Annotated in this window: 20 protein-coding genes; 1 reads left to right on the forward strand and 19 read right to left on the reverse strand. The window is 69.0% G+C overall.

The annotated features are described in order from the left end of the window. Positions 1–7: 7 nt before the first annotated feature. The 19 genes from ACO2SS_RS23140 to ACO2SS_RS23230 all read right to left on the reverse strand — a co-directional run bounded on the left by ACO2SS_RS23140 (position 8) and on the right by ACO2SS_RS23230 (position 20,657). Complete coding sequence (locus ACO2SS_RS23140) at positions 8–1,504, reverse strand: flagellin (protein WP_423280201.1); 1,497 nt, start codon at positions 1,502–1,504, stop codon at positions 8–10. Then, the gene (gene flgK / locus ACO2SS_RS23145) at positions 1,501–3,336 is read right to left on the reverse strand and encodes a flagellar hook-associated protein FlgK (protein ID WP_423280202.1); all 1,836 of its coding nucleotides are present in this window, start codon (positions 3,334–3,336) and stop codon (positions 1,501–1,503) included. Before flgK ends, ACO2SS_RS23140 begins: the two co-directional genes overlap by 4 nt. 30 nt (positions 3,337–3,366) lie before the next feature. Then, entirely contained in the window at positions 3,367–4,710 is a 1,344-nt protein-coding gene (locus tag ACO2SS_RS23150) for a flagellar hook protein FlgE (protein WP_423280203.1), read from the reverse strand. A gap of 162 nt (positions 4,711–4,872) precedes the next feature. Next, the gene (locus ACO2SS_RS23155) at positions 4,873–5,871 is read right to left on the reverse strand and encodes a YcjF family protein (protein ID WP_423280204.1); all 999 of its coding nucleotides are present in this window, start codon (positions 5,869–5,871) and stop codon (positions 4,873–4,875) included. Positions 5,872–5,926: 55 nt separating this feature from the next. Further along, on the reverse strand, positions 5,927–6,478 hold the full coding sequence (locus ACO2SS_RS23160) for a flavin reductase family protein (protein ID WP_423280205.1): 552 nt from the start codon (positions 6,476–6,478) through the stop codon (positions 5,927–5,929). 90 nt (positions 6,479–6,568) lie between these two features. After that, positions 6,569–8,014 carry a YcjX family protein gene (locus tag ACO2SS_RS23165; protein ID WP_423280206.1) on the reverse strand — a complete coding sequence of 482 codons (1,446 nt, stop codon included), beginning with the start codon at positions 8,012–8,014 and terminating at the stop codon, positions 6,569–6,571. Positions 8,015–8,089: 75 nt separating this feature from the next. Beyond that, complete coding sequence (locus ACO2SS_RS23170) at positions 8,090–8,605, reverse strand: SixA phosphatase family protein (RefSeq protein ID WP_423280207.1); 516 nt, start codon at positions 8,603–8,605, stop codon at positions 8,090–8,092. A gap of 30 nt (positions 8,606–8,635) precedes the next feature. Next, on the reverse strand, positions 8,636–10,447 hold the full coding sequence (gene recJ, locus ACO2SS_RS23175; RefSeq protein WP_423280208.1) for a single-stranded-DNA-specific exonuclease RecJ: 1,812 nt from the start codon (positions 10,445–10,447) through the stop codon (positions 8,636–8,638). Between the two features lie 64 nt (positions 10,448–10,511). After that, positions 10,512–10,958 (reverse strand): GNAT family N-acetyltransferase, encoded by a 447-nt coding sequence (locus tag ACO2SS_RS23180; protein ID WP_423280209.1) that lies wholly within the window; start codon positions 10,956–10,958, stop codon positions 10,512–10,514. Between the two features lie 11 nt (positions 10,959–10,969). Then, a complete protein-coding gene (locus tag ACO2SS_RS23185) occupies positions 10,970–11,785 on the reverse strand; it encodes a right-handed parallel beta-helix repeat-containing protein (protein ID WP_423280210.1) in 816 nt (271 codons plus the stop codon). A 193-nt stretch (positions 11,786–11,978) separates the two neighbouring features. After that, complete coding sequence (locus ACO2SS_RS23190; RefSeq protein WP_423280211.1) at positions 11,979–12,185, reverse strand: YegP family protein; 207 nt, start codon at positions 12,183–12,185, stop codon at positions 11,979–11,981. Between the two features lie 69 nt (positions 12,186–12,254). Beyond that, on the reverse strand, positions 12,255–13,253 hold the full coding sequence (gene glpX, locus ACO2SS_RS23195; protein ID WP_423280212.1) for a class II fructose-bisphosphatase: 999 nt from the start codon (positions 13,251–13,253) through the stop codon (positions 12,255–12,257). Between the two features lie 145 nt (positions 13,254–13,398). Beyond that, positions 13,399–14,727: a homoserine dehydrogenase gene (locus ACO2SS_RS23200; protein WP_423280213.1), complete on the reverse strand. Its 1,329-nt coding sequence runs from the start codon at positions 14,725–14,727 to the stop codon at positions 13,399–13,401. A 142-nt stretch (positions 14,728–14,869) separates the two neighbouring features. Next, entirely contained in the window at positions 14,870–15,586 is a 717-nt protein-coding gene (locus ACO2SS_RS23205; RefSeq protein ID WP_423280214.1) for an ABC transporter ATP-binding protein, read from the reverse strand. Beyond that, positions 15,583–16,341, reverse strand: a complete 759-nt coding sequence (locus tag ACO2SS_RS23210; protein ID WP_423280215.1) for an ABC transporter ATP-binding protein — start codon at positions 16,339–16,341, stop codon at positions 15,583–15,585. Before ACO2SS_RS23210 ends, ACO2SS_RS23205 begins: the two co-directional genes overlap by 4 nt. Further along, the gene (locus ACO2SS_RS23215; protein ID WP_423280216.1) at positions 16,338–17,222 is read right to left on the reverse strand and encodes a branched-chain amino acid ABC transporter permease; all 885 of its coding nucleotides are present in this window, start codon (positions 17,220–17,222) and stop codon (positions 16,338–16,340) included. Before ACO2SS_RS23215 ends, ACO2SS_RS23210 begins: the two co-directional genes overlap by 4 nt. Beyond that, a complete protein-coding gene (locus tag ACO2SS_RS23220) occupies positions 17,222–18,085 on the reverse strand; it encodes a branched-chain amino acid ABC transporter permease (RefSeq protein WP_423280217.1) in 864 nt (287 codons plus the stop codon). The genes ACO2SS_RS23215 and ACO2SS_RS23220 overlap by 1 nt, the downstream gene beginning before the upstream one ends. 71 nt (positions 18,086–18,156) lie before the next feature. After that, positions 18,157–19,380 (reverse strand): ABC transporter substrate-binding protein, encoded by a 1,224-nt coding sequence (locus ACO2SS_RS23225; RefSeq protein WP_423280218.1) that lies wholly within the window; start codon positions 19,378–19,380, stop codon positions 18,157–18,159. A gap of 32 nt (positions 19,381–19,412) precedes the next feature. Continuing rightward, on the reverse strand, positions 19,413–20,657 hold the full coding sequence (locus tag ACO2SS_RS23230; RefSeq protein ID WP_423280219.1) for an amidohydrolase family protein: 1,245 nt from the start codon (positions 20,655–20,657) through the stop codon (positions 19,413–19,415). Between the two features lie 166 nt (positions 20,658–20,823). Between ACO2SS_RS23230 and pcaD the strand changes: the two genes are divergently transcribed. Beyond that, positions 20,824–21,606: a 3-oxoadipate enol-lactonase gene (gene pcaD / locus ACO2SS_RS23235; RefSeq protein ID WP_423280220.1), complete on the forward strand. Its 783-nt coding sequence runs from the start codon at positions 20,824–20,826 to the stop codon at positions 21,604–21,606. The last annotated feature ends 1 nt before the right edge of the window (position 21,607 follow it).

The raw sequence follows: 21,607 nt of genomic DNA on the forward strand, positions 1-21,607 counted from the left end.
TCGCAGGCTACAGGTAGTTGACCAGCGAGAGCCGCTGGAGCGCTGACACCGTCTGGTAACTCGCCTCGAGTCGCGTCTGCGTCGCGAGCAGCTTCATGGCAGCCTCGTTCGGGTCGGCGTCCTCGATCCCGGCGAGCGCATCCTCCGTCTGCGACTTCGTGACCTTCAGGTCCTTCGCGGTCCGGTTCATCACGCCGTTCGCGATGGCGAGCTCGGTCGTGATATCCGCGACGCTCTGCTGCCCCGTGCCGTTGAGGCGAACGGAAACCTGCGCGCTCACGGCCTGGTAGCGCTTCAAGGCGTTCGGGTCCGTCTCCGGGAACGTGTCGGAAGCGAGGACCGCTATGCTCGCCAGCACGGCCTGGAAGGCCGGCTCGTTGGCCTGCGCGCCGATGCCGACAACGTGCGTATCGCCGATCTTCACCGGCGCCGTGTCGCGAGGCGAGGACGAGGTATCGCCCCTGTACCAGGTGATCGTGTTCTCGGGCGTGCCCGGCACTATCCCGGTCGCGGTGTCGTAGGGCGGGCCAGCGACACGCGGCGGCGGGCTCGACGGGGTCGCGGCGAAGAAGTCGTTCGCCGCCTTCATGGCCGAGGAAGCCGGCAGGTCTGACACGGCGATCTCGCCGATCGCGCTCGCGAGCGCCGCCTGGATGTTGGCCGCCGTCTCCGCGAGGGTCGCGCCGATCGCGTAGCCGGTCGTGCCCGCGGCGGTGCTGCCGCCCGCGACGAGCTTGATGGTCTTCGCCGTCCCGTCCGGCAGGGTCAGCCCGAGTTCGACCGTGTCTCCGGCCGCGGGCTGGGCCGCCACGGAAACAGCGACGCTCCGGGGCGGGCCGGCAGTGACGGAGGCCACGACGCCCGTGCCGGTCGCAGTCGCGTCGCCGAGCTTCAGGCCGAACGGCACCGCCTCCTCCGCCAGGCTCACGCCCGTCCCGGTCCCGGACAGCGTCAGGCGCCCGAGGCCGCCCGACCCGAGATCGGCGGCCTTGCGCTCGGCGATGAGCGTCTTGAGCCCGGCGCGCGTGCCGTCGCCATCGAGGATCAGCGACGCGGCTGCCACGGGCTCCGTGTCAGCCGAACGCCCGGAGAAGAGATACCGCCCCGCAACATCCGTGTTCAGGATGTCGATGACGTTCTGCAGGCTGCTCCGGGCAGAGACCGCCACGTTGGTCGCGCCGACCGGCGTCGCGCTGGCCGAAGCCGCGAGGCTCGTGGTCAGGCCCGAGGCGAGCTTCGTGATCTGCTCCAGGCCGGAATTCATCATGCTCAGCCGCAGCTGCCCGTCCCCGATGCTGCTCGCATAGGCGTCCAGGCTCGTGAGGCGGGTGCGGAGCGACAGGCTGGCGGCAGCGCCCCCGGCTCCGAGGCCGGAATAGGTCGCCGACGCCTTCCCGGTGACGAGCTGGCTGCGCAGCGCATCGAGATTCGTCTTCGCCGCCTCGAAAGTCTGCGTCGAGCGCAGGGTGCTGAAGGCGCCCGTGCCGTAGGCCCTGATCGTCACAGGCCGATCCTCATCAGCATGTCGAGCATCTCCTTGGCGGCGGTCATCACCCGGGCATTCGCCCCGTAGGCGGTCTGCAGCTGGATGAGCTGCGCCATCTCCGTGTCGATGTTGACGCCGGACTGCTCGGAGAAGCGGCTCTGGAGCGCGTTCAGAACGACTCTCTGGCCGGAGTCGAGGTTCTGAGCCGAGATCGCGTTGGTGGCCTGGGTGGCCACGATCTGGTTGGCGAAGTCGGAGACGGTGCCGGTCCAGGCCGTGTTGGCCCCGCCGATGCCGGCTGCTCCCGAGAACGAGAAGGAGGCGGTCGTCAGCGCCTGGCGGAGGTGTTCCGGGCGGGTCGTGTCCCCGGCAAGGATCGAGGAATTGTACGCGACCAGGAGCCCGGGATCGTTCTTCACGTCCGCGTTGACGGTGATCCGGGAGGCAAGCCCGAGGAGCTGCGATCCGTTCTCGTAGGATCCGGTATAGACCGCCACCCCATCTTTGAAGAGGGGCAGTTGGACGGCGCCGGTCGTGCCGGTGACGGTCGCCCGCGCCGAGAGCCCGGTCACCTGGGCGGTGCTGCCGTTGCCGGTGATGCGCAGGACGGAGCCGCCCGCGTCGCCCGCCGCGAACCCGCCGCCCATCGCGGCGCCGATCTGCGCGGCGACGGAAGCCATCCCGCCCGAGAAATCGATCCCGATCACGCCGTTGCCGGAGCTGGTCGCGGCACCGGCGGCCGCGGCGCTTCCGGTCTTCACGAAGGTCATCGTGCGGGGAACGCCGCCGACCGTCATCGAGACGGTGATCGGGTTGCCATTCTGCAGCGCTGCGAGGTCCAGCTCGAACCCGGCCGGCGGTCCTGCCACGGCTGTCCCGGCCTCGTTGCGGTCCGAGAGCGCCGAAGCGAGGCCGGCGGCCAGGGCGTCCAGCTGCGTCTGTGCCTGCGGCAGCACCTCGTCGCGCTGCTCGATGAGCGCTGCGATCGTGCCGGACCGGATCAGGCCCGATGCGATCACATCCGTCCTGCCTCCCTGGGCGTTCATGGCCGTGATGGTCCCGACGCTCCGCTTCGCCGGATCGGGATCGTAAGCCGAATGCGGCCCGAGGGGCGATTTCGGGTCGAATTCGAGCGTCACCGGCTGCTGGCCGTTGAAGAGAAGCAGGCCGCCGGTGGTGGAAATGGTGATCACGCCGTTCTGCCGGGGCGTGACCTGGATATCCATCAGCTCGGAAAGCTGGTCGATGAGGAGGTCGCGCTGGTCCTGCAGGGCCGGGCTCTGCGCATTGGCCGGGTCGGCATTCATCTGCCGGCTCACGGCCCCGATCTGCTGCAGGAGCGTATTCGCCTGCTGGACGGCGCCGGACAGCGCGTCCTCCGTCCCTTGCCGCAGGGCCTGGACCTGCCCGGAGAGCGAATTCAGCGAGGCCGCCAGATCGGAGGCGGCAGCCAGAACCTGCGATCGGTTGCTGAAGGTGGAGGGATTGCTCGCCAGCGCCGCGATGGCGCTCGTCAGCGAACTCATGAGGCCCGGCAGCGAGGCGGTCGCGCCCGGCGCATCGAACATCGCATCGAGCGATCTGTGATAGGCCGTCTTGACCGAGGTGTAGCCCGCCCCGGCATTCTCCAGCCGCATCTGCTTCTGCAGCAGGGTGTCGAGGATGCGCCGCACGCCGACGATGTTGACGCCGGTCGTGTTCGTGCCCGCGGTCGCCTCGCGGGTGACGAGCTCCCGGCGGGTGTACCCGACGGTTCCGGAATTCGCGACGTTGTTCGAGACGAGGTCGATCGCGGCCTGCGTCGCCCTCAGGCCGGTCAGGGCGGAATTGATGGCGCCCGAAATGCTCACGGCACGCTGCTCCTGCCGGCCCGATCAGCTTCAGCGGACGATGTTGATGACGTCCTGCAGCATCTGCTGGGCCGTCGACATGACGCGGGTATTCGCCGAATACGCCTGCTGGGTGACGATCATCTTCGAGAACTCGTCCGAGATATCCGTGTTGGACTCCTCGACCGCCGCGCCCGTCATGGTTGTCCCGAACATGCCGAAGATCGGCGGACCCGATTCCGAGGTGGCGCTGAACGTGCTGCCGTCCTCGCGCTTCAGGGAGTCGTCCGCCGCGAAATGCGCCACCGAAACCTGGGCGAGCTTCGCCGTCCGGCCGTTGGTGTAGCTGCCCATGACCGTGCCGTCCGTGTTGACGGCGATTCCGGCCAGCGTCCCGAAGGCGTAGCCGTTCTGCGTGATGGTCGGTGTCGGCTGACCATTGACGTCGCCGAACTGCGTCAGGCTGCCCGCGCCGAAGTTCAGATTGACGTCACCGACCGTGATGCCGTCGACCGTGAGCCCGGTGAGTGAAATATTCGCCGCGGATGTACGCTGGCCATTGCTGTCGAAGGTGACGGGCGTGCCGATGCTCTGCCAGGAGGTTCCCGTTGCGCTCGGCATGGAGTCGGACTGGTAGAACATCATCCAGCTGTTGTCGGCCGTCTTGCCCCAGCGGAACTGAACCGTCGCGGCAGTGCCGTTGCCGGCATAGAGGGTGATCTCGCCGCCCGGCACCGACTGGTTGAGGAAGGTCGTGGCGTCGGCCCCGACCACGGTTCCCGTGGTCACCGGGTTGACCGTGTAGGTGGCAGGATCGATGAGATCCGATCCCGGCTTGCTCTGGGAGTAGCTGTCGGATTTCGGGATCGTGGGGATATTGCCCGAATACAGAACCTCGGTGCTCTGTTTCGCCGGTATGGAGGTTTCGGGGATCTGGATCGGGCTCGTCGAGGAGCCCATGACGGCCCCCGTTGCGGGGTTGTAGGTCGTCCCGACAAGATAACGGCTGGCGCCGTTGACGAGGAATCCCTTCGCGTCGAGCTTGAAGTCGCCCCGCCGCGTGTACTGGTTGATGCTGTTGAAGATCGGCAGCGACTCGGAACCCTCGTTCTTCGCGACCACGAAGTAGCCGTCGCCGGACAGCGCCATGTTCGTCGACAGATTGGTCGAGCGGAGCGTTCCCTGCAGCGTGTTCGTCAGTGCGGAGTTCGCCATCACGGAGCCGGACGCAGCGCGCTTGATCGGCGAGTCCGGGATCAGGTCGACGAAGCTCGTATCGACCCGCTTGAAGCCGACGGTCTGCGAATTGGCGATGTTCCCCGAGATGTTCTCGAGCGCGTAGGATTGGGCTGACAGCCCCGAAACGGCCGTCGACAACGCACCCAGGATACCCATGACTCGCAACCCTCCCCGCCCAGCGCAACGGCGCGGACCAAGACGGGACTAGCCGAGCAACCGATGTGCCAGCGCCAAGTCATTGATTTTCCTGGATACAGAGCCGACGAGGTCGGCTGATACGGCCCGCCTGAGCGGCCGGCCCGGCAGAATGTGCCGGGTTCAGAGCGGCGCGGTCGCCCCGTCCCCGGACCGCGAGAGAAGCTCCCCCGCGACGTCGCCGATCCGTGGGGGCTCCTCCTTGATGAACGGCAGCGGCCGGCAGACCTCGAGCGCCGCGAGCCCGAACCGGGCCGTCATCAAGCCGTTCAGGACGCCCTCCCCCAGCTTCGCCGAGACGCGCGCGGCAAGCCCGAGGCCGAGGACCTGCTGCACGATGCTGTCCCCCACGGCCACGCCGCCCGTGACGGCAAGGTGGTTCACGGCGGCCCGCGCGAGCCGCAGCGCGCCGAAGAAGCCGGGCCGCGCCCCGTAGATGCGGGCGATGCGGCGGAGCAGCTTCGCGGCCGCGTAGACCACGAAGGCGACGTCCACGATCGCCCGCGGCGAGATCGCCGTGACGACGGAGACCTGCTTGGCAGCGCCCGCGATGGCCCGCTTCGCCTCGGCGTCCAAGGGTGCGAGCAGCGTCCGCTCGGCGAGCGCCAGCCTGTCCTCCGCATCCATGATCTCGTCGTCGACGTCGCGGACCCGCGGGCCGATCGTGCGCATGATCCGCGGCTCGTAGAGATCGGCGAGTTCGCGGGCGAGCCTCCGGGCGGCCGTGTGATCCCGGACCGAGAGCGCCTCCGCCGCCGCCTGCCGCAGCCGCTCCAGCCGGCGCTCCTGCCAGACGCCGCGCAGCTCCCGCGTGACGATCGCGAGGAGCGCGAGTGCCGCAAGGGCAGCCAGGGCCAGCGCGATCCAGCCCAGCCAGGGCGCGGCCGCGAAGAGATCGACGATCAGGCGCTCGATCCCGAGGCCGATCGCGAGCGTCGCGAGCGCTCCGACCGAGGAGACCAGGATGCCGATCCACGGCAGGCGCCGCTTTCGCTCGGCAAGCACCGGCACGCCGTCCGCGGCCTCGATCGTCTCCAGCGGCTCCTCCGTGACGGTCACGGGAGGCACCTCGGAGGGCGGCCGAGTCTGGTTGAGGCGATAGGCTCGCGGGCCGGAAGCCAAGATCAGGAACTCCGAACGAGAGGACGGCCGGGGCCGCGAAGGTATGCCAGGGGCCTCAACGGGGCAGGTCGCGCCATTTCACCATTCGGTCGCTGTGGTCGATCACCTCTCCGTCCACGACGAAGGAGCCATCGCCACGATGGTGCAGCGTGCGTCTCTCCTTCCGATCGGGATCGATCCAGACGCGTTCCACGCCGAGGATGAAGAGGTTGTAGGCGTCGACCATCCGGGTATCGGCCACCTTGCATTCGAGATTGGCGAGGCACTCTTCGATCAAGGGCGGCGCGCCCCCCTTCGCAGGCCTCGGCGTCAGGCTGAACTTCTCGAACTTATCGAACTCGTCACCCGAACAGTTTCCGATGTCGACCACCGTCCTGGCGAGATCGACCGTCGGGATCGCGATCACGCATTCGCCCGTCGATCTCAGGGCGCCGTAGCTGTAGTCCCACGGCCCGATGATGCAGCCGATCAGCGCCGGATCGTGCTGGACCACCATGTGGAAGCCCATCGTCATCACGTTCGGTCGGCCGTCCTCCGACGTGGTCACAAGGACGATCGGCCCTGGCTCCAGCAGGCGATAGGCGTGGGAGGCCGGCAATTCCTTCACGTCGTTCCCCTCATGTCTGGTCCGTTCGGCCGCATCGTTTCGAGCAGGCCGCGACGCCCGGGATGGCGCCCGGCCCGTCGCTGGCCACCCCTAGAGCCTGTCGCCCATCAGGAATTCGAGCGCACGATCGAGCCGGATATGCGGCAGAGCACCTGGTCGGCCGACCGCGTCGAGCCCGACGAGCGGCGGCCGGAAGCGGGGGAACCGCAGCGAACCCGGCGCGACGGCGCCGTTCACGATCTCGGCCGGATCCGCCGGCAACTCACCGGGATAGATCGCGGCCTCCTCGGTCCCGTCGAAGACCTCGTCGCCGATCCGCTCCCCGGCTTCGGGCGTGCCGACGACGGTCTTCAGCGTCGCGCGGCCATCCTCCACGGAAGCCTCGCGGGTCGCCCTCACGGAAGCGAGCGCGACGGAGCCGACGCGGGCACCCGCCGCTTCCGTCCGCCGCCCGGCCCGTCCGACGAGATGGCGCAGGAGACGCTCGAGCCGGTCGTGGCTCGTGTGGTGGATGTGATCCGCCTTCGTGGCCGCGAAGAGGACCCGGTCCGCCCGCGGCGCGAAGAGGCGCGACAGGAGGGTGTTGCGGCCGGCATTGAAGGCGAGGAGCACGCGGTCGAGCGCCTCCTCGAGTTCAGCCAGTGCGGCCGGACCGGCATCGACGGCCGCGAGCACGTCGACCAGCACGATCTGCCGATCGACGCGCTGGAAATGGTCGCGGAAGAACGGCCCGACCACGCGAGCCTTGTAGGATTCGAAGCGCCGCTGCATCAGGCTCGCGAGGGTTCCGGGCGCAATCACGGCACCCGGCGGAAGATCGAGCGGCGCGAAGGTGAGCGCCGGCGAGCCGGCGAGATCGCCCGGCATGAGGAAGCGGCCGGGCGGGGTCGTCGCGACCGCCTCCGGGTCGGCCCTCAGCTGCTCGAGATAGGCGCGAAAAGTCTCGGCGGCCTGGGCCGCCACGGCCTCGTCGGCCGGGCCGCCCGGATCGAGGCGGGCGAGTTCGGCGAGCCATGGCGACGCGAAAGCGGCGCGCTCCGGCCGACGGGCGGCCGCGACCGTCGCCGCGGCCCAGTCCGCGAAGTGCTGGTCGATCAGCGCGAGGTCCAGCAACCACTCGCCCGGATAGTCGACGATGTCGAGCGTCAGGCGGCCCGGCCCGGAACGCCAGCGCGATCGGCGCTCGAAATCGATGTCGAGGCGCAATTCGGAGATGCGCGTCGTCGAGGCCGGCCAGCGCCGCTCGGCGATGAGCGCTTCGAGATTGGCCTCGTAGGCGAAGCGCGGGACGTCGTCGTCCGGCTGGTGCGCCAGCCGTGCCCGCCTGATCCGCCCTTCGGCGGCCGGCCGGAAGGCCGGTAGCGGCGTGCCGCGGACCAGATGATGCACGAGCGCGGTGGTGAAGACCGTCTTGCCCGAGCGCGCGAGCCCCGTGACCCCGAGCCGGAGCGTCGGCTGGAAGAGGTTCTGCCCGGCCTCGAAGGCGGCGTGTGCAGCCGAGCCGGCTCGGTTCGCGATGTTGAAGAGGGACGCCAAGAGGTGGGGGCTGCCAATCCTAACCGGAACTTGGGATCGGCGCGGCCGGACCGCAAGCCGCGCCTGCAGGGCGTCTCAGTCGTCGTCGCCGAGGCCGAGCGACTTCGGCGTTTCGAAGGAGACGAGCCGCCCCGTCCGCCGGGCGAGCCGGCGCCATCCGTCGATCTCGAACTCGAGCACCGCGACGCCGGCCGTCGGAAAGCCGCGGCGAAGACGCTCGGCGGCCTCGCCCTCCTCGCCGGCCCGGACGAGGTCGAGCGCGAGCTCCTCGAAGGCCGGGTTGTGCCCGACCAGGATGACGGAGTCGGCCTGCGGATCGGCTTCCCGCGCGACCGCGAGCAGTTCCGGCTCGCTCGCCTCGTAGATGCGCTGGTCGAACTCCACCGGAATGTCGGAGCGCCGGGCGAGCTTCCAGGTCTCGCGCGTGCGCGCCGAGGGTGAGACGAGGGCAAGATCAAGGGACATCGGCGCGAGGTGCTCCGCCATCACGTCCATCTGCCGGCGGCCGCGTGGCGCGAGAACGCGGTCGATATCACGGGCGGCGTCCTTCCCGACGGCCTTGGCGTGGCGAAGCAGGATGAGCCGTTTCATGTGATCCCGTGATCCCTTGATACGTAGGCGCTAGACCGGCAGGGCGGCGTCGATGATCCGCAACTCGACCCGCTCGCCCCCGCCCCACCGGTCGAGGCAGAGCGAGCCGGCCACATGGACCTGCTGCCCGATAGCTCCGAGGAGCGCCCGGCCGAGCGGCTTGTCCGCAGCCCTGAACGCCACCGCGCGCAGGTTCGATCCATCTCCGGATTTCAGCGTTGCGCGGACATGGTTCTGCCCGACCTGCCGGGCATCGACGAGACGGTGCCGCCCGAAGGCGAAAACCGGCTCTGGCTGCCCCTGCCCGAACGGCCCGGCGGTCTCGACAGCGCGGACCGTCTCGATGGTGGCGCCGCCGGCCGTGAGCGCGGCGTCGATCACCAGCGGGTCGGGCGGCTCGTCCGCCGACCGGGCCGGCAGCGATGCAGCCAGCGCATCGCGGAATCGCTCCAGGTCGCCGGCCCGGATGGTGGCGCCGGCCGCCATCGCATGGCCGCCGCCCTTCAGCGCAACACCCTCCTCCGTCGCAAGGCGCACCGCCCGGCCGATATCCGCGCCCGGCACCGAGCGACCGGAGCCGGTCGCAGTCCCGTCCGGCTTGGTCGCGAAGGCGAAGGCGGGGCGGCCGAAGCGTTCCTTGAGGCGGGCGGCCACGAGCCCCACGATGCCGGGATGCCAGTCGGGCGAGGCGAGCACGATGACGGGCATCTCCGGCTCGGCCTCGAGGCGTCGTCCGGCCTCGGCCTCCGCCTCTTCGACCGCCCGCGCCTCGATGGCCCGGCGCTCCTCGTTCAGGCGTTCGAGCGTCGCCGCTATCGTGCTCGCGATCCCGGGGTCGCCGGTGATCAGGAGGCGGGCTCCGAGGGACGAGTCTCCGATCCGTCCGCCCGCATTGATGCGCGGCCCGAGGCAATAGCCGAGATGCCAGCATTCGGGCGCCGTCTCCACGCGCGCGGCATCGATCAGGGCCGCCAGCCCAAGCCGGCGGCGATTGCGCATCACGGCCAGCCCCTGGCGGACAAAGGCACGGTTCAGGCCGTTCAGCGGAACGACGTCCGCAACCGTCGCGAGAGCGACGAGGTCGAGCGCGGCGAGGAGGTCGGGCTCGGCCCTGCCTTGCCAGAAGCCTCGCCGCCTGAGTTCGCGGGCAAGCGCCACCAGGGTCATGAAGACCACGCCCGCGGCGCAGAGGTGGCCGAGGCCGGAGAGGTCGTCCTGCCGGTTGGGATTCACGATCGCGACCGCGCGCGGGAGCTGTTCCGGGGCCCCATGGTGGTCGAGCACCACGACGTCGGCCCCGAGCCGGGCCGCCTCCTCGAGCGGCGCATGGCCGGCCGTCCCGCAATCGACCGTGACGATAAGCGAGGCGCCCTCCCCCACGAGGGCGCGCATCGCCTCGACATTCGGGCCGTAGCCCTCCGTGAGGCGGTCGGGAATGTGGATGGGGGCGGCGAGGCCGCAGGCCTGCAGGTATTCGGCCATCAGGGCTGCCGAGCAGGCGCCGTCGACGTCGTAGTCGCCGAAGATCGCGACCCGCTCGCGCCGCTGCACGGCATCTGCAAGCCGCGCGACGGCCGCCTCCATGGCGGTCAGCGCGCTCGGATCCGGCATGAGGTCCCGCAAGCGCGGCGCGAGGAAGCCGGGGGCGCCCTGGACGGAGACGCCCCGGCCCGCCAGCACGCGCGCCACCACGTCGGGTATGCCGTGCGTCTGGGAAATCGCGGCTGCGATGAGCGAGGATGCGGAATCGAGCCGTTCCACCCAGGTCCGCCCGCACACGGACCGACTTACCCCGTGGACCGGACGGAAGGCCGGAGCCGTGCTCGCGAGCGATTCGGACATGGCCCGAATGTAGCGGAGCCCGGCCGTCAGGCCAGCTTCGCCACGGTCGCGGGCGAGAGCTCGGTCAGAGCGCCTTCCGGTACTGGATGAAGCCCGGCTGGTCGGCGACCTTGTCGTAGAGCGCTCGAGCGGTGGCGTTCGACTCGTGCGTGAGCCAGTAGACGCGGCTCGCGCCTTCCTGCCGCGCGCGATCGTAAACCGCCTCGATCAACGATCGCCCTGCGCCCCTGCCCCTAGCGGCTTCCACCGTGAACAGGTCCTGCAGGTAGCAATAGGGGCCGATCGTCCATGTCGACCGGTGAAAGATGAAGTGGACGATGCCGATGAGTTCCGGTCCGTCGAAGCAGCCGAGGACATTCATCGGCTCGGCCGGGTCCATCAGGCGTGCCCAGGTCGTGTCCGTCACCTCCGGCGCGACGCTCGTCCGGTAGAAGGTGAGGTAGCCGGCCCAGAGCGGCTCCCAGGCGGCGCGGTCGGCCTGTGTCAGCGGGCGAATCTCAAGGTCGGCCAAGCAAGTCCCCCTCAATCGACGATGTTGTTCTCGACCACGTTGTCGGTGGCATGGTCTCCGTTATCGGCCGAACTGCCGAAGGGATAGCCGGCATCCTCACCGCAATAGAGGCGCCAACCCTCGCGGGACCCCACGCTGATCGCCGGCGAATGGAGCGGGGACGCGTAGTCGAAGCGGTTGCCCGCGATGGTGTTGAAGGACGGGGTCTGATGCCGGATCGTGCCCCCCTCGCCGCAATTGCGGTAGAGGAAGATCCCGCCTCTCCACGTCAGCCGGAAGGTGTTGTCGATGATGCGGTTGCGGGCGGATCCGTCGACGGCGATCACCTCGCGCGCCGTGTCGATGTCGAAGCTGTTCCCCGCGATCGTGTTCCCGGCACTCTCTGCGTCCAGATAGACCCCTACCGACACGGAGCGGCCGCGGATCTGCGAGCCGGTCAGGGACACGCCGGTGACGCCGGGCCCGACGTAAAGGGGGATGGCGCCGGCCGAGAGCAGAACCGACTTCTCGATGGCGATCCGGCGCGGTGCGGCCTCCTGGGCGCGCTCCGTGTGGCCGAGCGACCGCGAGGAGCGCTTGAGGACCTCGCCCTGTCCGTTGATGGCCATGCCCCAGATACGGACCGATCCCCTGACCGTGCAGTTGCGGATGGTGATGTCCGTCGGCCGGTCCCACTCGGGCCTGCCGCCTTCCCGCTGCCGCGAGCGGATCTCGACCGTGAATTTCGGAAAGGCCGGCTCGGTTTCGGGCCGGCCTATGGCGCCGCCGCCGCAATCGACCTGGATGCCGCTCGAAGCGCTTCCTTCCAGCAGCAGCCGCCTGCTCACCACGTCCTCCGGCCCGAGCCGGAGGCTGCAGGTGAGGCGCGCGACGTCATCTTCGCCCGAAGCCGGAGACAGGATCGCAGCGCGCGTCCGCGCATCGCATGGCGGCGCGGCTGCGCTCGCACCTGACGGGAAGGCGATCCAGGCGATGCTGCCGAGAGCCGCAAGCCCAGCCGACCGGATCGCCCGCAATGGATCAGCCAGCCGATCCGTGCGTGCTGGCGATCTTGGCCGACATGTCGACGACGATCGCGGAAGCGGAGCCTTTGACGAGTTCGATGCCGCGCTCGCAATCATGCCGGTGCGCATAGCCCTCGCCCGAATCCGCGACCACGTTGCCGTTCTGGACCCGAAGGCGCCAGCGCCATTCCCCATTCGATCCCTTGTAGATCTCGAAGCGCATCGGTTCTCTCCCTGTGCGCAGACCAACGAAGGATCGCGAGGCGGGTTCGCACCGGCCTCGCGCTGGATGTCAGCTCTCCAGGTGGAACTTGGCCATGTTGCGGTGCTCCGCCTTGATGCGCCGCACCGTTCCGGTCGCCGAACGATAGACGAGCGTGTCGGTCTCGATCACGTGCTCGCCGAACTTCACGCCCTCGAGGAGCGCACCGTCCGTGACGCCGGTGGCGGCAACCACGACGTCGCCGCGGGCGAGCTCGTCGACGTTGTACTTCTTCTCCGGATCCGCGACACCCATCTTCTTGGCGCGCTCGCGCTTCTCCTCGGTGTCGAGGATCAGGCGGCCCTGCATCTGGCCGCCGATGCAGCGCAGTGCGCCGGCCGCGATGACGCCCTCGGGCGCCGCGCCGATGCCGAGATAGATGTCGATCCCGGTCTCCTTCGGCATGGAGGTGAAGATCACGCCCATGATGTCGCCATCCGTGATGAGCCGGATGGAGCAGCCGAGCGCACGGACGCGCTTGATCAGATCCTCGTGCCGCGGACGCTCCATGATGAGCGCCGTGATGTCCTTGGGCTCGACGCCCTTGGCTTTCGCCAGGGAGCGGATGTTCTCTTCCGGCGTCCAGTCGAGATCCACGGTCCCCTTGGGATAGCCCGGCCCGATCGCGATCTTGTTCATGTAGACGTCGGGGGCGGCGAGCAGGCTGCCGCCCTCGGCCATCGCCATCACGGCGATCGAGCCCGGCATGTCCTTCGCGCAGAGGGTCGTGCCCTCCAGCGGGTCGACCGCGATGTCGACCTTGGGTCCGGTGCCGTTGCCGACGCGCTCGCCGATGAAGAGCATCGGGGCCTCGTCGCGCTCGCCCTCGCCGATCACGACCGTCCCGTCGATCGGAAGGGTGTTCAGTTCGCGCCGCATCGCGTCGACGGCTGCCTGGTCGGCGGCCTTTTCCTGGCCGCGCCCGCGCAGCCGCGCCGCGGCGACGGCGGCGCGCTCCGTCACGCGAACGAGTTCGAGCGTCAGGATACGCTCGATCAGGATACTTTTCGGGGGCTTGGTGTCTGGCATGGTGCTGCGGGTTGTCCGTCCCTAGCCCGGCGGGAAGGCGCCGGGAGCCTTCGAGATGTCTGGTGTGACGCGCATCAATGATAATCGATCGGAGCTGCCGCCGCTTCACCCTTCGGGAGGAGATCGGATCCCGATCTCCGCTGGCTCACTCCCGCTCGATCCGGATCACCTGCGGCTCCTCGGAAACGAGCCCGTCCGCGGCAATCTTCTCGAGTGCCTCCCGGATCGCGGCTTCCGTCGCCGCATAGGTGATGAGCACGAGCGGCACCGGCTCGGCGCCGCGCCCGTGCTTGTCGGTCGGCGGCAGGCTCCCGGTGGGGCGCTTCTGGACGATCGACTCGATGGAGATCTTCGCCTCCGCCATGCGGCTGGCGACGCCGGCCGCGACGCCCAGCCGGTCATGCACGGTGAGGCGGATGTAATAGCCTCCCTCATGGCGCTGCATCGGGGCCCGCTCGGCCTTGTCGAGCCGGGAGGTCAGCCGGCCGAACGGTGGCGACACCATCCCGGAGGCCACGTCCGCGATGTCGGATACCACCGCCGAAGCAGTCGCATCGCCGCCCGCGCCCGGCCCGATCAGGGTCAGCTCGCGGACCGCGTCGGCATCGATGGTGACGGCGTTCGTCACGCCCATCACCTGTGCGATGGCGGAGGATTTCGGCACCATCGTCGGGTGGACGCGCTGCTCGATGCCGGTCTGGTTGCGCTCCGCCACGCCGAGCAGCTTGATCCGGAAGCCGAGCTCGTCCGCCATCTTCAGGTCGAGGGACGCGATCTTCTCGATGCCCTCGACATAGATGCTGTCGGCATCGATCTCGGTCCCGAAGGCGAGCGCCGTGAGGAGCGCCAGCTTGTGCGCCGTGTCGAACCCGCCGATGTCGAAGGTCGGGTCCGCCTCGGCGTAGCCGAGCTTCTGCGCCGCCGCGAGGCAGGTGGCGAAATCGAGCTCGTCGCTCTCCATCCGAGAGAGGATGTAGTTGCAGGTCCCGTTCAGGATTCCGTAGATCCGCGTGACCTGATTGCCCGCGAGGGCCTCGCGCAGCGTCTTGACGATCGGGATGCCGCCGGCGGCCGAGGCCTCGAAGGCGAGCGAAACGCCCCGCTCCTCCGCGCGGCGGGCCAGGTCGAGCCCATGCCGGGCGAGCAGCGCCTTGTTGGCGGTGACGACGTGCTTGCCGTGCTCGATGGCGGTCTCGACGACGGCCTTGGCCGGACCGTCCGCGCCGCCCATGAGCTCGACGACGCAATCGACCTCCTCGGACCGCGCAAGCGCAACCGGGTCGTCGAACCACCGGTACCGGGAGAGATCGTGGCCGCGGTCGCGATTGCGATCCCGCGCGGAGACGGCCGTGACGCGGATCGGGCGCCCTGCCCGTTCCGTCAGGGCGTTGTCCTGGCGGGCAATAATCCGGAGAGCCGAGCCGCCGACCGTGCCCAGGCCGGCCACGCCGACCCTGAACGGCTGCGCTTGCATGCGGAACTCCTCAACGACGCGGTCGCGTAAAAACGATGTGTGGTCTTTAAGCGGGGCAGGCCTCGGTGTCGAGCGACGGGCCCACCCAGGCGCAGGCTCGGCCCAGGATCGCAGGAACGGAAGCGCAGCCGCCCGTCCTCGCCTATTCGGCGCGTCCCGGATTGCGGCCGAGATAGAGCTCGGCCGCGCGCTCGTCCTGCAGAAGCTCGCCCGCCGTACCCTCCATGGCGACGCGCCCGCCATCCAGGATGCAGCCTCGGTTCGAGATCGCGAGGGACTGCCGGGCCCGCTGCTCGACCACGATGACGGTCACGCCGAGCTTCGGCAGGCCCGCGATCAGCCGGAACGCGTCCGCCACCTTGGCGGGGGCGAGCGCTGCCGTCGGCTCGTCGAGCAGCATCAGGCGCGGCCGGGGCATCAGGGCACGCGCAAAGGCGAGTTGCTGGCGCTCACCGCCGGACAGGCTGCCGGCGCGGGTCCGCCGCCGCTCGGCGAGCGCCGGGAAGGCCTCGAGCAACTCGGCGATCCGCGCCTTCCGGTCCGACACGCCCGTGACGACCTGCAGGTTCTCCAGGATGGTCAGGGACGGAAAGACATTGGACACCTGCGGCACATAGCCGACGCCGCGAGCGACGCGTGTCTCGGGGTTCAGCCCGGCGAGCTCGTTGCCTTCGAGGCGGATCGAGCCGGACATGCGAGGCAGGAAGCCCATCACGGCCTTGGCGAGCGTCGATTTTCCGGCGCCATTCGTCCCTGCGACGGTCAGGATCTCGCCTGCCGACACGGAGAGCGACACCCCGTTCAGGATGTCGACCTCGCTATAGCCGCCGCGGACGTCGTCGATCTGGAGGAGGGTCATGCGACGCCTCCGAGATACGCTTCGCGGACGGCGGCGTCACCGAGGACGGCGCCCGGCTCGCCCTCGGCGATGATCCGGCCGCGGTCCATGACGGCGAGGCGCGGGACGAGGCGGGTCAAGGCCTCCAGGTCGTGCTCGATGATCAGGAAGCCGATCCCGCGCCCGTTGAGCTCGCGGATCCGCTCCATGATCTCGCCGATCAGCACGGGATTCACGCCCGCGAAGGGCTCGTCGAGCAGGATCAGGCGCGGCTCCACCATCAGGGCGCGGCCGAGTTCCACGAGCTTCTTCTGCCCGCCGGAGAGCTTCCCGGCAGGCTGGTCCGCCACATGGGCGAGCCGGAGGAACTTCATCGTCTCCTCGACGCGCGCCGCGATCGCGGCCTCCTCCTTCCGAACCTGACCCGGCCGGAGAAACAAGCCGAGCAGGCTTTCGCCGGTCTGGTCGGGCGCGGCCGCCATGAGGTTCTCGCGCACGGTGAGGTGCCGGAAGTCACGCGGCACCTGGAACGTCCGCACCATCCCGGCCCTCGCGCGCGCCGGGGCGGAAAGATGATCGACCGCCCGATCGTCCAGGAGGACGCTCCCGCTATCCGCGGCGAGAAAGCCGGAGAGCACGGAAAAGAGCGTCGACTTCCCCGCCCCGTTGGGGCCGATCAGCCCGAACAGCGCGCCCGTCTCGACCCGGAACGACACGCCGTCGAGGGCCTGGAACCCGCCATAGGACTTGGTGATGTTGCGTGCTTCGAGGCTCATCGGCGGGTGTAATCCCCGACGAGGCCCTGCGGACGCAGCAGCGTGAACAGGATGAGCATGAGGCCGACCACACCGATGCGGATGGAGGCCATCTCAACCTCGGAAATTCCCGGCAGCACGTCGCGAATGAAGCGCGAGCCCTCGAGGAACAGCATCAGGAGGGCCGTGCCGAGGATCGCTCCCGAGATCCGGCCGACGCCGCCCATGATGATCGCCATCCAGACGTAGAAGGTGACGAGCGGGATGAACTGATCCGGCACGATGTAGGTGATGTAATGGGCGTAGAAGGCGCCCGCGATCCCGGCGAGCGCCGAGCCGACGATCAGGACCTGGATCTTGAACCGGGCCGGATCCTTGCCGAGCGCCTTGATCGCCTCCTCGTTGTCGCGGATTCCCTCCAGCACGCGCCCGAAGGGCGACTTCGAGATCCGCCGCATCATCCAGGCGCCGACCACGACGGTCGCGAGGATGACGGCGAGTACCGCGACCTGGGCCGTCGTGCCGGTCAGGTTGCCGAAGAGCCGCGGAATGCCGGGCAGGCCCTGGACGCCGTTCGTCAGCCACTTCTCGCTCGTGATCACGAGCCGGACGATCTCGGAGAAGCCGAGCGTCACGATGGCGAAGTAGTCGTCCCGCAACCGGAGCGAGATCAGCCCGATCGGCCAGGCCGCGAGCCCGGCAAGCACGGCTGCGGCCACGAAGGAGAGGACCAGGGGCACGCCGTTGAGCGCCAGGATGGCGCTCGCATAGGCGCCGATCGCGAAGAAGCCCACATGGCCGAAATTGATGAGCCCGGTGAGCCCGTATTGCAGGGTCAGGCCCAGGCTCAGCAGGACATAGATCAGCGCGATGATGGCGATCGCGGTGAGATACGCGTCCATCAGCGGGTCGCCTCGATGCGGCCGAGAAGTCCGCGCGGCCTGACGAGCAGCACGGCCAGCATGACCACGAAGGAGAGGGCGATCTTGTAGGTGAACCCGACGAACGGGGTCGAGACTTCCTGCGCGACGCCGAGAACGAGTCCCGCCAGCACGGCGCCGATGGGCGAGCCGATGCCGCCCAGGATCGCGGCCGCGAAGGCCGGGAGGAGCAGTTCCCAGCCGATCTCCGGCGAGACGATCGCCTTGATGCCGAGCATGAGGCCGCCGACGCCCGCGGCTGCGCCCGCCAGCGCCCACATGGCCAGCATCACGCGGTCGGGACGGATGCCTGAAGCACGCGCGAGATCGGCGTCATCGGCGACCGCCCGCATCTGCCGCCCGATCGGGGTCAGGTAGAGAATGGCAAAGGCGACCGCGAGAGCGGCGACCGCGATCCCGGCGAGTTGCAGGTCCAGCGGCGTGATCCTCAGCCCGCCGATCACATAGGGGCGCGCAAGCGGCAGCTGGAAGACCATCTGGCTATGGCCGAAGGCGACGCCGAGCACCGCCCGGATGACGAAGCCGACGCCGATCGACGCTACGAGCAGGGCCACGACGGAGCGCCCCGCGAGGCGCCGGAACACCGTCACATAGGCAAGGAGCAGGACGGCTGCGGCAGCCAGGATCGAGGCGGCGCCGCCGACGGCCAGCGACCCGGTCGCTCGCTGGGCCAGAAGCCCGCTATAGGCACCGAGCGTCATGGCGTCGCCCGTCGCTGCGTTCGGAAAACGCGCGATCCCGAAGACGAGCGTGATGGCAAGCGCCGCAAGCCCGACGACCAGGCCTTGCACGACGCCGTTGACGGCGAGTTGAGCGTAGAACATGCGATTGCGCCCTTGTCCGAGACCGCTCCGCCCGTAAGGGACGGAGCGGACCCGCGATCGGGCTCCAGACCTTAGATCTTGACGACGTATTTGCGGTTGAGCTTGCCGCCCTCGATGAAGAACACGCCGAAATCGGGCGTGACGTCACCGTACTGATCGAAATCGAGGACCGACGAGGCACCCTCGTAATTGATCTTGCCCTGTTTCAGCGCCGCCTTGCCGTCGGCGTAGCTGAAGACCTGGGTGCCGGGCGGGTTCGCGATCTCGCGGATCTTGGCGTTGATGGCCGCCGTCTCCGTCGAGTTGGCGGCTTCGATCGCCAGCGCGATCACGTGGACCATGTCCCACGTCATGGCGGCATAGACGTTCGACTGGCCGGGCTGCCCGCCCATCGCCTTGCGGTAGGCCTCGTCATACGCCTTGTACGAGGGAGCATTCTCGTTCGAGATCGAATCGACGGAGATGACGCCCTCGAGGACGTCCGGGCCGACCGCCTTCACGAGGTCCGGGCTCGCCGCCCAGCCCGGCATGATCCACTTGGTCTGCGCCCCGGACTGGAACCACTCCCGCATGATGATGGTCGTGTCGGCCAGGTACGAGCCCGTGACGATGACGTCCGGATTGGCCGCGAGGACCTTCTGGAGCTCCGAACGGTAGCTGGTCTGGTTGGGCTCGTAGACGACGCTCTCGACGACCTTGCCGCCCTTCGCCTCCCAGGCCTTGCGGAAGCCTTCCGTGTTGCCGATCCCGGAGGCGTTGTTGAAGGCCATCATGGCCGGGCGCTTGAAGCCCTCCTTGGTGGCGATCTCCGCGAAGGCGCGGCCGAAGCGGTCGTTGGTGGCCTGGTAGCGGTAGGACAGGCCCTTGGCGTTCGCGGGCGGCACCGAGAGGGCGGGCGCGCCGGACGTGTTCATCATGATGATGTTCGCGTCGTTGGTGAGCGGCACGACGGCGAGCGACACGCCCGAAGACCAGGTCCCCATAACCGCCCGGACCTTGTTCACGTCGATCAGCTTCTTGGCCGCGAGCACCGCGGCCTGCGGGCTCGTCTGGGTGTCCTCGGGAACGATCTCGAGCTTGCGCCCGGCCGCGCCGCCAGCCGCGTTCACGATCTCCGCGGCCGCGGAGATCATCTTCTGCATGCCGGATCCGAAGGGGCTGCCGGCGCCCGTCACCGGGCAGAGCGCGCCGATGCGGAAGGTCTCCGCGGTCTGGGCCCGCAGGATCGAGGGCGCGGCCACCAGACCGGCAGCGGCTCCAAGCGTCCCGACGAATTGGCGACGTGTCGTGCTCATGCTGTTCCCCATCTTCTCAGGCGTTTGGCCTGTTATGCGTTGAGTTCGTTCTTGGCGAAGCGGCCGGCCTTCATGATCACCGGCAGGTGCTGCCCCTGGCGCGTGAGAAGCGAAAGATCTGCCAACGGGTCGCCGTCGACGACGACCAGGTCGGCATTGGCGCCCTCGGCGAGCACGCCGATGCGGCCTTCCTGGCGGAGCAGGGTCGCCGCGTGGATCGTGGCGGAGCGGATCACGTCGATGGCCGACAGCACGCGGCCGCGCAGCACGAATTCCTCCGACTGGTGGCGGTGCATGGCGCCGAGCAGGTCGGTGCCATAGGCCATCGTGACGCCGGCCTTCTGCATGATCTCCAGCGACTCGAAGCCCTTGAGGCGGACGTCGTCGATCTTCGCCACCGAATCCGCCGGGAAGCCGAGGGACGCGCCCTCGTTCTTCAGGGCCTCGTAGGTCACGAGCGTCGGGCAGGCGATCGCGCCCTTCTCCCGCATGAAGGCGGCCGTCTCGGGCGTGATCAGGTTCGCATGCTCGACGGAGCGCACGCCCGCCTCGACGGCGCGACGGATCGCCTCGTCCGTGTAGAGATGCGCGGCGACATAGGTCTGGGCGTTCTCCGCCTCCTCGACGACCGCCCGCAGTTCGTCCTTGGAGAACCCCAGGAAGGCGATCGGGTCCGTCGGCGAAGCGACGCCGCCATTCGCCATGATCTTGATGAAGGTCGCGCCCTGCCGGATCTCGTCGCGCGCCGCGGCCCGGATCGCCTCGACTCCATCGCAGATGCGCCCCATCGCGCCGAGCCGGAGCGTCTGGTAGTCGGGATCGCGATGGTCGTAGCGGCCCCGGAAATCGGCGTGACCGCCCGTCTGCGAGAGCGCCTTGCCGCAGATGACGAGGCGAGGACCCTCGATCAGCTCCTCGTCGAGCGCCTGGACGAGCGCATGCGTCGCGCCGCCGACGTCCCGCACGGTCGTGAAGCCGCGCATCAGCATCTCGCGCATCAGCTTCGCGGCGCGGTACGCCACGATGGCGTCGGGCAGCATCGCGTTCTGCCCGAGGTTCGGGACGCTCGCGATGACGTGGACGTGGCAGTCGATCAGCCCCGGCATGAGCGTGCGGCCGGCAAGATCGACGACGCGCGCCGACGCGCTTCGGATCGGCTTGTCGGAGACCTCGCGGATGATCCCGCCCTCGACCAGGACGTGGCCTTCGACGGCGTGGTCCGCCGTGCCGTCGAGCAGGGCGGCGTTGCTGAACAGGATCGGGGCCGAGGAACTCATTCGGAGGAGCAGCCGGGAAAAGAGGGCGAGCCGCTCAAAGCCGGCTCTCGACGAGTGTCGTGCTAACCGACCCTAAGCTGTCGGACAACCGCCAAGCCGTTTGCGGGCTTCAGCAAAAGCCCGGCTCCCGCTAGGGTCCTCGCCTGATCAAGGGCGTAGTGGAACCGTGCCGTATATCGAGATTCAGGGCGAAAGCTTTCACGTTCAGATCGACGGAGCGGAGGGGAACCCCGTCCTGCTTCTGTCGAACTCGCTCAGCTCCGACATGACGATGTGGGAGGACCAACTCCCCACCTGGGCCGAGCGCTTCCGCGTCGTGCGCTACGACCAGCGCGGACACGGCAAGTCGGTGGTGTCGCCCGGCCCCTACTCCATCGCGCAGCTCGGGCGGGACGCGATTGCTGTCCTCGATGCCCTGGGGATCGAGAAGGCGCATTGGTGTGGCCTCTCGCTCGGCGGGATGGTCGGCATGTGGGTCCTGACCCATGCCGGCCACCGGATCGATCGCGCCGTGCTTGCCAATACGGCGGCCCGCATGGCCCCGCCCGACCTGTGGAACGGCCGCATGAGGCTCGCCCGCTCGGGCGGCATGGAAGCGACCGTGGAGCCGACGATCACGCGCTGGTTCCCGCAGGAATTCCGGGAACGAGCGCCCGCCACCATGGACAGGATGCGCGCGATGGTCCGCCGCACCCCTCTCGACGGCTACCTCGCGAGCTGCAGCGCGATCCGGGACATGGACCAGCGCACCGCCATCGCGGCTATCGCCAATCCGGTCCTGGTCGTCATCGGCAGCAAGGACCCGGCCACGAAGCCGGCCGACGGAGAGTTGATCCACCAGGCCATTGCGGGCTCGGAGGTGGCCTATCTCGACGCGGCCCATATCTCGAATGTCGAGCAGCCGGAGGCGTTCGGGAAGCTGGTCCTAGAGTTCCTGTCCCGGGCCTGAC

It is taken from the genome of Enterovirga sp. CN4-39, from assembly GCF_049446235.1.
GTDB lineage: Bacteria > Pseudomonadota > Alphaproteobacteria > Rhizobiales > Beijerinckiaceae > Enterovirga.